This is a genomic window from Microbacterium sp., assembly GCF_032084865.1.
In the GTDB taxonomy this organism is placed as follows: domain Bacteria; phylum Actinomycetota; class Actinomycetes; order Actinomycetales; family Microbacteriaceae; genus Microbacterium.
On record NZ_DAMDLU010000093.1, the window covers coordinates 1 to 11,198 of the forward strand.

Annotated in this window: 14 protein-coding genes; 6 read left to right on the plus strand and 8 right to left on the minus strand. The window is 69.5% G+C overall.

Annotation, left to right across the window (positions count from 1 at the left end; translation table 11 throughout):
- Nucleotides 1-528, minus strand: a 528-nt coding sequence (locus RT309_RS10280) for a MerR family transcriptional regulator (RefSeq protein ID WP_313356779.1), incomplete at its 3' end; no start/stop codon positions are given.
- 160 nt (nt 529-688) lie between these two features.
- Between RT309_RS10280 and RT309_RS10285 the strand changes: the two genes are divergently transcribed.
- Together RT309_RS10285 and RT309_RS10290 are read left to right on the plus strand one after the other, a co-directional pair.
- A complete protein-coding gene (locus RT309_RS10285; protein ID WP_313356781.1) occupies nt 689-1,528 on the plus strand; it encodes a DUF4097 family beta strand repeat-containing protein in 840 nt (279 codons plus the stop codon).
- Entirely contained in the window at nt 1,525-2,160 is a 636-nt protein-coding gene (locus RT309_RS10290) for a PadR family transcriptional regulator (RefSeq protein WP_313356782.1), read from the plus strand. Before RT309_RS10285 ends, RT309_RS10290 begins: the two co-directional genes overlap by 4 nt.
- Nucleotides 2,161-2,205: 45 nt before the next feature.
- Here RT309_RS10290 and RT309_RS10295 read toward each other — a convergent pair whose 3' ends face one another.
- Nucleotides 2,206-3,387: an MFS transporter gene (locus tag RT309_RS10295; protein ID WP_313356784.1), complete on the minus strand. Its 1,182-nt coding sequence runs from the start codon at nt 3,385-3,387 to the stop codon at nt 2,206-2,208.
- Nucleotides 3,388-3,454: 67 nt separating this feature from the next.
- On the minus strand, nt 3,455-3,997 hold the full coding sequence (locus RT309_RS10300; RefSeq protein ID WP_313356786.1) for a universal stress protein: 543 nt from the start codon (nt 3,995-3,997) through the stop codon (nt 3,455-3,457).
- Between the two features lie 153 nt (nt 3,998-4,150).
- On the opposite strand from RT309_RS10300, the gene RT309_RS10305 reads away from it, so the two are divergent.
- Nucleotides 4,151-4,336 (plus strand): DUF3073 domain-containing protein, encoded by a 186-nt coding sequence (locus RT309_RS10305; RefSeq protein WP_313356787.1) that lies wholly within the window; start codon nt 4,151-4,153, stop codon nt 4,334-4,336.
- 148 nt (nt 4,337-4,484) lie between these two features.
- Nucleotides 4,485-5,309: an MOSC domain-containing protein gene (locus RT309_RS10310; RefSeq protein ID WP_313356789.1), complete on the plus strand. Its 825-nt coding sequence runs from the start codon at nt 4,485-4,487 to the stop codon at nt 5,307-5,309.
- A 54-nt stretch (nt 5,310-5,363) separates the two neighbouring features.
- On the opposite strand, the gene RT309_RS10315 is transcribed toward RT309_RS10310, so the two are convergent.
- From RT309_RS10315 to purM, 3 genes are read right to left on the minus strand one after another with little or no spacing between them, the layout of a single operon-like run.
- The gene (locus RT309_RS10315; RefSeq protein WP_313356790.1) at nt 5,364-6,686 is read right to left on the minus strand and encodes an MFS transporter; all 1,323 of its coding nucleotides are present in this window, start codon (nt 6,684-6,686) and stop codon (nt 5,364-5,366) included.
- 4 nt (nt 6,687-6,690) lie between these two features.
- On the minus strand, nt 6,691-8,181 hold the full coding sequence (purF, locus tag RT309_RS10320; protein ID WP_313356792.1) for an amidophosphoribosyltransferase: 1,491 nt from the start codon (nt 8,179-8,181) through the stop codon (nt 6,691-6,693).
- A 5-nt stretch (nt 8,182-8,186) separates the two neighbouring features.
- On the minus strand, nt 8,187-9,302 hold the full coding sequence (purM, locus tag RT309_RS10325; RefSeq protein WP_313356794.1) for a phosphoribosylformylglycinamidine cyclo-ligase: 1,116 nt from the start codon (nt 9,300-9,302) through the stop codon (nt 8,187-8,189).
- A gap of 231 nt (nt 9,303-9,533) precedes the next feature.
- On the opposite strand from purM, the gene RT309_RS10330 reads away from it, so the two are divergent.
- Nucleotides 9,534-9,839: a hypothetical protein gene (locus RT309_RS10330; RefSeq protein WP_313356796.1), complete on the plus strand. Its 306-nt coding sequence runs from the start codon at nt 9,534-9,536 to the stop codon at nt 9,837-9,839.
- Between the two features lie 131 nt (nt 9,840-9,970).
- Entirely contained in the window at nt 9,971-10,570 is a 600-nt protein-coding gene (locus RT309_RS10335; protein ID WP_313356798.1) for a zinc-binding alcohol dehydrogenase, read from the plus strand.
- On the opposite strand, the gene RT309_RS10340 is transcribed toward RT309_RS10335, so the two are convergent.
- Entirely contained in the window at nt 10,567-10,890 is a 324-nt protein-coding gene (locus RT309_RS10340; RefSeq protein ID WP_313356800.1) for a potassium transporter Trk, read from the minus strand. The two genes, RT309_RS10335 and RT309_RS10340, sit on opposite strands and share 4 nt — an antisense overlap.
- Before the next feature lie 51 nt (nt 10,891-10,941).
- Nucleotides 10,942-11,198, minus strand: a 257-nt coding sequence (locus RT309_RS10345) for a sterol carrier family protein (protein WP_313356802.1), incomplete at its 5' end; no start/stop codon positions are given.

The window sequence follows — 11,198 nt, forward strand, 5'->3', positions numbered from 1 at the left end:
GCCGCTCTCCGCGGCGGCGATCCAGTCGGCGCCCAGATCGGCGACGCGCTGCTGCCAGGCGCTGCGCTCGTCGGCGCTCATGCCCCGCCACCAGCGGTCGCCGTCGGCGTACGCCTTCGCGCCCCAGCGCTCTTCGACCTCGTCCTTGTACCCGGTGTGGTCGAAGCCGTCGAACATGTTCTCAGCCATGATCTCTTCTCCTTCTCTCAATGCGTGGATGGTGTTCTCGACAGAGGCGATCTGCCGCTGCATGCGCTGCTGCTCCTCGCGCAGCCAGGCGAGGTGGGTCTCGAGAGCGGCTGCCTCGGACCCTGCCCGGTCGAGGATCTCGGCGATCTGCGGCAGCCCGAGCCCGAGCTCGCGCAGCAGCAGGATGCGCTGCAGGCGCACGAGAGCCGACCGGTCGTAGTTCCGGTATCCGTTGTGCGCGATGCGCGACGGCGGCAGCAGCCCGATGTGGTCGTAGTGACGCAGCGTGCGGCTCGTGGTTCCGGCCAGCCGGGCGATCTCCTGTATCGACCAGTCCATGCGAATCGTCCTCTCCTGTCGTTGGAGTCCACGGTAGAAGTTGACGCTGCGTCAAGGTCAACCGGGTCTCAGCGCATTGCCAGGCACAAATCGAGATATATCGTGTTATGTTCTCCCCAACGCGATATATCTCGATATCCGTTGACCAAGGAGAAGTGACATGACTGAGAAGTGGCTCGTCGCCCCCGGCGAAGAACGCGTCATCGACATCGCCTCCGCGTCGCGCCTCAAAGTCGGGCTCGTCGGCGGACAGGTCGATGTGATCGCGCACGACGAACCGGGCATCCGCATCGAGGTGACCGGCGTCACCGTGAAGGATCTGCGCATCGAATCCGATGGCACCCAGGTCGAGATCGATCACCCCCAGATCGGGTGGGACAACTTCCTCGATGTGTTCCGCAACTTCGGCGCAGGCGGCCCGAAGGCCGAGGTGAGCATCGCCGTGCCGCGCGCCATCGCCCTCACCCTCGGTGTCGTGAGCGCCGGAGCGCTCGTCTCGGGCATCCGCAACGACGCCAAGCTGAACACCGTCTCGGGCGATCTCATCGCCGACGGCATCACCGGAGACCTCACCGCGAACTCCGTGTCTGGCGACGTGCAGGTGCGCGGCCTGACCGGATCGATCAACGCCAACAGCGTCTCGGGCGATGTCGCCGTGACCGGCAGCCTGCGCAAGGCGACCGTCGACACCGTGTCGGGGTCGATCCTCGTCGACGCCGTCGGCGATATGAACACCATCAACCTCAACACCGTCTCGGGCGGCACGACCGTGCGACTCGACGAGACCCTGCCCGCGAACTACGTGCTGCGCAGCATGACCGGCCGGATCACGGTCGACGGCGTCGAGCGCTCGAGCGGCGGACCCGGCAGCTACACCGGCCAGATGGGCGAGCTGTCCGGCAGCTTCGTCGACGTGCGGGCGAACTCGGTGTCGGGCGGAGTCACCGTGCTGCGCCGCCCGCAGGTCTCGGTGGCAGACGACGCGGAGTGGGAATCATGAGCCCCGCGGTCTTCTCGCACGGCGACCTGCGCCTGTACCTGCTGTCGCTGCTCGCCGAGGCGCCGCAGCACGGCTACGGCATCATCCAGGCGCTCACCGACCGCACCGGCGGCACCTACACCCCCAGCGCCGGCACGATCTATCCGCGCCTGGCGAAGCTCGAGGAGGAGGGCCTGGTCACCAAGACCGTCGACGGCCGCACCACGATCTACGCCATCACCGACGCCGGCCGCGCCGAGCTGACCGCCCGCGAGGGCGACCTCGCCGGCATCGAGGAGGGCCTGGCCGACTCGGTGCGGCTGATCGCGAACGAGGTGCGCCAGAGCGTGCAGGACGCCATGCGCAGCCTGCGCGCCGACCTCGCCACCGCCGCGCACGACGAGCATCGTGCGGCGAAATCACGCCCTCGGTTCGACGGGATGAGCGACGAGCGGGCCACCAGCCGTGAGCACCTGCAGCGGGCGGATGCCTCGATCAACGCGTTCCGTGCCCAGCTGCGCACCGACCTGCGCACGCATGTCGCTCGCGGGGGCTCGCTTCCGGCATCCGTCGTCACCGACCTCGAGCACGCGATGGACGAGGCGTCTCGCGCCGTCACGCGCGCGCTGAGCTCGCTGCCGACCGAGAAGTAGCACCCTCGGTGCCCCTCCCGCTTCGGCGGGAGGGGCACCGTCGCGTCACGCCGGGCGGGAGGCCGGCTTCGGCGCGGATGCCAGTACCAGGCCGATCAGCGCCTGCAGCACCGCCCCGACGATCATGGCGACCAGAACCGGCCCCCACTCGCCGCCGGCGGCGTACCAGGCGCCGGCGCCCAGCGGCCCGATCGTCGAGATGGCGTAGCCCAGTCCCTGCGCGACACCCGACACGCGCGTGGCCTCGGCGGCGCCGGCGCCTGAGCGGGCGATGAGCGCGAGGGTCAGCGGGAAGGCCGCCATGCCCGTCCCGATCAGCACGCTCCACAGCTCCGGAGCGACGGTCGGGGCCAGCCACAGCCCCAGCAGGCCGGCGGCGGCGCCGACCGACACCCCGACCACACCGATGCGGATTCCACGCAGGGTGTGCGCCATGCTCACCGCGATCATGCCGGCCGGGATGCTGACCATGATGACGATGCCGAGCAGCACGCCCGCTCGGGCGGGACTGATCCCCGCGTCGACGGCGATGGTCGGCAGCCACCCCATCACGACGAAGGCGAGCAGCGCCTGCAGGGCGAAGAAGCCGGTGAGCGGCCAGGTGCCGCGCGGCAGGGCCGGGCGGGAGTGAGACGCGGGTGGGGTCAGCGCGCCGTCGACGTCATGACCGCGCGCGGCGACGACCCAGACGACCAGCGTCAGCACGGCGAACACCGACCAGGCGCCGAGGCTGAGCGTCGCCGATCCGAACGCGTGCGCGACCGGCACGGCGGCGGCGGCGCCGATCGCGCTCGACGCGGAGAGAACGGTCGTGTACGCCGTCGTCACCGCGCGCATCCGGGTGCCGCTGGTCGCTCGCACGAGGGCGGGGAGCATCACGTTGACCACGGCGATGCCCGCCATCGCCAGCACCGTGCCGCCGACGATCACTCCCGAGTGGGGGACGAAGCGCACCAGCATCCCGATCGCCACGGCCGACATCGCCCCGGTGACCGACGCGACGGCGCCGATGCGCCGACTCAGCCACGGGGTCAGCACCCCGCCGACGGCGAACAGGGCGGTCGGCACGGCCGGGATGATGATGGCGGCCTGCGGCGTCAGCGCGCCCTCGTCGGTGAGCAGCGGCAGCAGCACCGACGCCGTCGTCACGGCGAGGCGCAGAGTGACGGCGAGCAGCAGCAGCACGGTCAGCATGAGCGCGAAGTCGCGACGAGAGGACGGGGTCACCTGTCCATTGAAATGCGCGACGGCCGAAGCCGCCACTCCACTCCGGCGAGCGGAGCCCGGTTCGGGATTACTCCACCCAGATGTCCTTCTGGTCGTCGGGAACCGTCTCACCCTGCGGGACGACGAGCACCGAACGGTGCTGACGATGCGCGAGGCGAGCCGCGACCGAGCCCGTGAAGAACTCGCGGATCGACTCGCCGAGACCCCGCTTGCGCGTGCCGACCACGATCAGCTGGGCATCGAGCTTCTCGGCCAGCTGCTTGATCGCCAGAGCAGGATCACCCACGAGCTGACGGGCGGTCCAGGGCACATCGGCATTCGCGAGGGTCTGCTCCGCTGCACGCTGGACGTCCTCGAACTCGGCGACGCCGGCATCGAGGTTGAGGTCGATCGGGGCGGAGTGCACGTAGCCGTCGGGATCCTCGTAGGTGACGAAGCGTGTCACGTCGACGTGCACGACGACGAGCGGCACGTTCAGCAGCCGCGCGTAGCGCAGCGCCTCATCGAGGACGTGCGGCGGCTGGCCCGGCTGGATGCCGACGATCACCGCCTTCTGCAGGGCCGCGTTCTGTGCCGCTTCCTCAGCAGCTCTGGGCGTGGAATCCGTCATGTCGATCCTTCCGCGGGGCGGCCGCAGGACGGCCGGATGCTCTGGCGTGCGTGCTATCCTGAATGCTACTCTTACCGGCTTCACGCCGGTGCCGTGAATATCATCGGGCCCATCTCGTGCCCGCTGCTGAACTCGTAAAAGGGGGTCTCGCGCATGGGCCGTGGCCGTCAGAAGGCGAAGCACACCAAGATCGCCCGCGAACTCAAGTCGTACAGTCCCGACGTGAACTTCTCTGCTCTGGAGAATGAGCTCGGCCACCCGACGTCAGACGACCAGTACGTCGACAAGTGGGCTGACATGTACGCGGACGAAGACGAAGACGAACTCGAGCGAGCCTGACCTCTCTCGATCCGGGTCCCTGAGCTCGTCATCCGGGTCCTGAACTCGTCGAAGAAACCCTGGCGACCGGCATCTGCCGTGTCGACCAGGGTTTCGTCGCATCCCGGCAGCACTCCCGGCGTCTGAGCCGCCAGGGCAGAATGGTCGGATGCCCCACGTCGCCGCCCTGTACCGCCATCCGATCAAGGGGTTCACGCCCGAACGCTGCGATGAACTCGTGGTGCAGCCCGACGGGCGCATCGCCGGCGACCGGGTGCTCGCGTTCCGTTTCGCGGATGCTGCCGGGCCCGAGACCCGGGATGGCCTGGACTACTGGCCGAAGTCGAAGGGCCTCGCGCTGGAGTCCTTCCCGACTCTGGCCGCGCTGCGGGTGGCGTACGACCACGACGCGCGCCGGGTGCGGGTCGCATACGACGACGAGCTGCTGATCGAGGCGATGCTGGATGCCGAGGGCCGCGCAGAGCTCACCGAGATCATGACGGCCTTCGTGCTCGACTCCCCCGAGTGGAAGCTGCTGCAGCGCGAGGGACGGCTCCCCCTGGTGCTGGTCGGCGACGGCGAGCACTCGCGTTTTCAGGATCGCTCGCGCGGATTCGTCAGCGTGCACAGCCGCGCGAGCGTCGACGCGCTGGGAGTCGCGCTCGATCAGCAGGTCGATGACCGCCGGTTCCGCTCGAACGTGGTGATCGACGGCGTGGATGCCTGGGACGAGCTGTCGTGGCAGGGCGAGGTCCGCATCGGCGATGTGCGCTTCACCGCCGAGGGTCCGATCGTGCGCTGCCTGGCCACCCACGCCAACCCCGACACGGGCATCCGCGATGCGAGGGTGCTCACCACCCTCACGCGAGGCGTGGGCCTGCCCGAGCCGTCGCTGGGCCGCCTGCTGCTGCTCGACGGCGTCAGCGGCGCCGTCGGCGACACGGCGGGTGTCGGTGGCGTCATCCGCGTCGGTGACGACGTGACGTTCGCCTGATGGCGCAGGTGGTGCTGCGGGTCACCCGCAACCCTGCATGAGACGCAGCGCGCCTCACCACGTCCCGTGCCGGCGCTCCCACTCGTCTTCGATCGTGACGCGGCGCCCGGCGGCGATCCCCGCGGGGAAGGTCAGCACCAGCACCGCGATGACGGCGAGGATCGGGATCGTCCACCCGCCGGTCACGTCGTGCAGGATGCCGACGAGCACGGGGAAGATCGCGGCGAGCACGTAGCCGGCGCTCTGCACGAAGCTCGACAGCAGCACGGCACTGTCGGGAGTGCGGGTGCGGATGCTGATCAGCACGAGCGCCAGCGGGAACGACACCCCGACGAGGCCGAACAGAGTCATCCACAGCCACAGCAGCTCGGGCCGGGGGAAGAGCAGCAGGCCGAGCAGGCCCACGAGCGCGCCGACCGATCCGATCACGAACAGCGGCCGGGTGGCCTGGAACCGCACCACGAGCACGGGCACGACGAGCCCGGCGGGCAGACCGATGAACGCCCACAGTGACAGCATGAAGCCGGCGGTCGCGGCATCGACGCCCGCCGTGTCGATCATGATCGACGGCAGCCACGCGAACGAGACGTAGGCCATGGTCGACGAGGTGCCGAAGGTGAACGCGAGAGCCCACACCAGCGGGATGCGTGCGAGCCGTGCGACCAGACGCCGGTTCGTGGGAGCCGTGGCGATCGGACCGGTTGCGGCGAGGACGGCATCGTCGGTCCCGTCGTCGGCGTCGAAGGTGGCGTCGTCGACCCCAGCCGTGGCCGCGGCGCCGGCCGGCGCTCCCGGCCGGAACAGCATCACCAGCCACGGGATGAGGCCGGCGAACGCGAAGGCCGCCCAGATCCCCAGCGAGAAGCGCCAGCCCGCGGCATCCGCCAGGGGAACGGCGACCAGCGGCGGCACGAAGGTCGAGAACGCCATCGTGGCCGTGTAGACCGTCATCATCAGCCCGATGCGGTCGGCGAAGTACTTCTTCACCAGCGGAGGCAGCAGGATGTTCGCCATGCCGACCCCCGCGAAGACCACGGCTGTGCCCGCGAGCAGACCGATCGAGTCGGTCGCGAGGCTGCGCCCGATGAGTCCCGCGGTGATCGCGGTCAGAGCGATGACGGTCAACCGCTCGATGCCCAGCCGACGCTCGAGGTCGGGGGTGAGGATGCCGAACACCGCGAAGCATGCCGGCGGCAACGTGCCGATCACGCCGAGTACGGCCGCCGAGACCTCGAAGTCCTCGCCGATCAGATCGACGACGGGTGAGAGCGAGGCGACGGCCGAGCGCAGCGAGAATGCGCAGAGCAGGATGCCGAGGACGGCGAGCGCCCTGCCGCGCCAGAGCGGCCCCTTAGACGAGCTGAGGGACCCGGTCATGACATCACGAGGTCTGCGACTGCTCTACCCAGGCGAGGTACTCGGGCGTGACGGTTCCGGTGACGTAGCGTCCGTCGAAGCAGCTCATGTCGAGGTCGGTCAGGTCGGTGCCCTCGATGATCGCCGCCTTGAGGTCGTCGACTTCCTGGTACACGATCCGGTCGCAGCCCAGCTCCTCCGCGATCTCGGGAATCGTGCGACCGTGGGCGATCAGCTCGTGCTTGGAGGGCATGTTGATGCCGTACACGTGCGGGTATCGGACCGGCGGTGCGGCCGAGGCGAAGATGACCGACTTCGCACCGGCATCCCTGGCCATCTGGATGATCTGCTTGCTGGTCGTGCCCCGCACGATCGAGTCGTCGATGAGCAGCACGTTCTTGCCGCGGAACTCGGTCGACATCGCGTTCAGCTTCTGCCGCACGCTCTTCTTGCGCACCGCCTGCCCGGGCATGATGAATGTGCGTCCGACGTACCGGTTCTTGTAGAAGCCCTCGCGGTACTCCTTGCCGAGCTTGCGCGCGACCTCCATCGCCGACGGTCGAGACGAGTCGGGGATCGGCATGACCACGTCGATCTCGTCGAGCGGTACGTGCCGGGCGATGGTGTCGGCGAGCCGGTCGCCCATGCGCAGGCGCGACTCGTACACCGAGACGCCGTTCATCACCGAGTCGGGGCGTGCGAGGTAGACGTATTCGAACGCGCACGGCACGAGCTGCGAGTTCTCGGCGCACTGACGGGTGAACAGCTCGCCGTCGTTGGAGATGAAGACGGCCTCACCCGGCGCGACCTCGCGCACGATCTCGTAGTCGGCGTTCTCGAGCACGAGGGACTCGCTGGTCACGACCCACTCGTCTCGGCCCTTCGACGGGCTCGGGGATCCATCGGCTGAGCCTGTCGAAGCACGACGGCCGAGGATGAGCGGACGGATGCCGAACGGGTCGCGGAACGCGAGCAGACCGTAGCCGGCGATGATCGCGATGACGGCGTAGGCGCCCTCGATCCGCGCGTGAGTGCGCTCGACGGCGTCGAAGATGCGATCGGCGTCGAGGTCGACCGACGATGTCGTCGTCTGCAGCTCGCCCGCGAGCACGTTCAGCAGCAGCTCCGTGTCGCTCGACGAGTTCAGGTGGCGGCGGTACCGATCGGCCATCTCCGCCGTGAGCTCGCGGGTGTTGGTGAGGTTGCCGTTGTGGATGAGCACGATCCCGTACGGCGCGTTCACATAGAAGGGCTGCATCTCCTCTTCGCTCGAGGCGGTGCCCTTGGTCGCGTAGCGCACGTGCCCCAGGCCGATGCTGCCCAGCAGCGATCGCATGTCGCGGGTGCGGAACGCCTCGCGCACCATGCCCTCGGCCTTCGCCATGTGCATGACGCCGCTCGGCTCTGCGGTCGCGATTCCGGTGGCATCCTGTCCGCGATGCTGCAGCAGCAGCAGCGCGTCGTAGATGTCCTGGTTGACCGGTCCGCTGCCGACCATTCCGACGATGCCGCACATGGGTGTTACTTCGCTCCGTCCGCGTATGCGCCGACCAGGCGCACCGCTCCGCCGTCGACGCCCTTGGCGCCCTGTTCGAAATCACCCTCGGGGCGCGCACCGGTGTGCACGGTCGCGACCTGCCAGGCGGCGATGCCCTGCGCGCCGATCGCGGCGATCGCGGCATCTTTCTGCTCCGCCGCGACGACCGCGAGGAATCCGATGCCGAGGTTCCAGGTGCCCTCGGTGTCGACGATCGAGGTGCCGGCGATGTCGGCCAGCACCTGGAACACCGGGCTGGGCGTCCAGGTCGAACGGTCGACCTCGGCCCAGCTGTCCTGCGGCAGAACCCGGGCGAGGTTGGCGGCGATGCCGCCGCCGGTCACGTGACTCAGCGAGTGCACCGCACCGGGGAGGGTCTCGATGAGCGTCAGCAGCGGGGTGGTGTACAGGCGGGTCGGCTCGAGCAGAGCTTCCCCCCAGGTGCCGCCGAGATCTGCGGAGTTGTCGCCGTAGCCGATGCCCGCGTTCGCGACGATGTGCCGCACGAGCGAGTAGCCGTTCGAGTGCAGGCCGCTCGATCCGAGTGCGATCACGGCATCGCCGTCCTGCACCAGGTGCGCGCCGAGCAGGGCATCCGCCTCGACGACTCCGGTCGCCGCTCCCGCGACGTCGTAGTCGCGCGGGCCGAGCAGCCCGGGGTGCTCGGCGGTCTCGCCGCCGACGAGGGCGGTGCCGGTCGCCGAGCACGCCTCGGCGATGCCGCGCACGATGTCGGCGATGCGCTCGGGCACGACCTTGCCGCAGGCGATGTAGTCGGTCATGAACAGCGGCTTGGCGCCGACCACGACGATGTCGTCGACCACCATGCCGACGAGGTCCTGCCCGATCGTGTCGTGCTTGTCGATCGCCTGCGCGATGGCGACCTTGGTGCCGACGCCGTCGGTGCTGCTGGCCAGCAGCGGGCGCCGGTAGCCGAGCAGCGCGCTTGCGTCGAACATGCCCGCGAAGCCGCCGACGCCCCCGAGCACCTCGGGCCCGTGCGTCGCGCGCACGGAAGTCTTCATGAGTTCGACGGCGAGATCACCGGCGGCGGTGTCGACACCGGCCTGAGCATAGGGATTGGTGGGAGAGTCTGCCACCTCTACAGCGTACCCGGCCCGAGGGAGCACCCGTCCCCCGTGACGGGGCGGCCAGAGCATCCGGCAGCTCCGTCTGCTACTATGAATGGTTGCGCGAAGTTCCGCCGTATCTCACCGGCGCAGCGCACACATCCAGGCCGGGCATGAGTGGCCGATCCGCACCGATGCGGATCTCGGCGCCCCGACCGCACCACAGCGGGCAGCATGCTGCCCGCAGACAGACCAGAGATCATGAGCAGTACCGCTGATTCCGCGCGCTCCGGCGCGCCCACCCACGACCAGAACACCACCGCCACAGCCGCCGAACTCGCCTGGAGCCAGGCCGACCACGACGTCTACGTGGCGACGAGCCGCGGCGAGTTCGCCGGCTTCGTGACCGTCGACGACGCCGCACACGTCGTGCACGACCGCCACAGCCGCCGCATCGGCAGCTATCCGAATCTCGCCGCGGCCCGGCAGGCGCTGGTGGACGCCACCCGTCCGCCCTCGCGCGGCCGCGAGCGTCTGCACCGCCGCATCCTGTCGCGTCGCCGCTGACGCTCAGCGGGTGCGCGTCCGCGTGCGGGTGACGGGCGCGGGTGACCCGATTCGCGGCATCCCTCGCGGCGACGCCACCGGCAGGCCGCTCGGACCGCGCGCAGGACCGCTGAGAACCCTACGATGGGGCCATGGTCGACAAGCCGCAGTGGCTGATCCGCGAAGACGCCGGCACATCGGTGCTGGTCGCGCTCGCGCTGCGGCAGCTGCTCGGCATCCGGGCCCCCGAGGATCTGCCCGCACTGCGCGGGCTCGACGTGCGTCGCCCTGACGCGACGGAGGTCGACGACTCTCTCGAGAAGCAGTGGCGCGAGTACTGGGACATGACCGTCGAGCCGCGTGCCCACCGCTCGGAGGTGCCGCTCGACCTCGTCGACGGCTTCGACACACTCGTCGCCCTGCCCACCACCGGTGCGGAGGAGCTGCGTGACGCGATCGTCCCTCACGCGCAGACCGTGCTGCATTACGCGCAGCGCGCACACAACAGGTATGTCGAGTCGGTCAGCTCGTCAGGCGGCTCGTACCGCGCCTACGCCAGCGCGATCGCCGAATTCGAGCGCGATATCGGCCGCCGCGCGCACTCGTTCGAGCTGAACGTGCAGGTGCTGCCGTTCACACAGCGCGGCATCTGGTGGATCGGCTCGTTGAGCGTCGCCGTCACCGACGGCCTGCGCCGCGACGTCGTGGCCTTCGACGCGGCGATGCGCCCGGTGATCGCCGAACTGGCCTAGGGCTGCTCGTCGTCTGCGACGACTCGCTCGCGCTCGACCGTGACGACACGGGAGTGCTTGCGGGCGGCGCGGTCGAGACCGACGGCGATGATGCCGCCGAGCCCGACGCCGATCGGCACGGTCCACAGCAGGGCGAATCCGAACACCTGTCCGGGTGGGTACACCACGCGCAGCACGTCTGACGGCTCGTACGAGCCGAGCAGAGTCAGGATGCCCGCGACGATGATCCCCACAACGGCCCCCGTCACCATGAAGACGCCGTAGCGCGGCACGGGGCGGATCGTCGCTTCGACGGTCGAGTGGCTCTGAGTCCGGGACATGGCTCCATTCTCCCACGCGCGCGCTGTGCGCGGACCGGAATCAGGCTCGATTCAGGGGCGCAGCGGCAGCAGGTCGCTGAGATCCGCGCGGGTTCCGGATGCCGTCACGCGGCCGGCGGCAACGGCATCCGTCCAGTGCTCCGCCCCGGTCGCGAGGGCGATCCACGTGCTCGCGTCCATCTCGACCACGTTCGGCGGGGTGCCGCGGGTGTGCCGGGGCCCCTGCACCACCTGCACGGCGCCGAACGGCGGCACGCGCACCTCGACGCTGTTGCCCGGCGCCTTCTCGTCGAGCAGCTGCAGCAGAT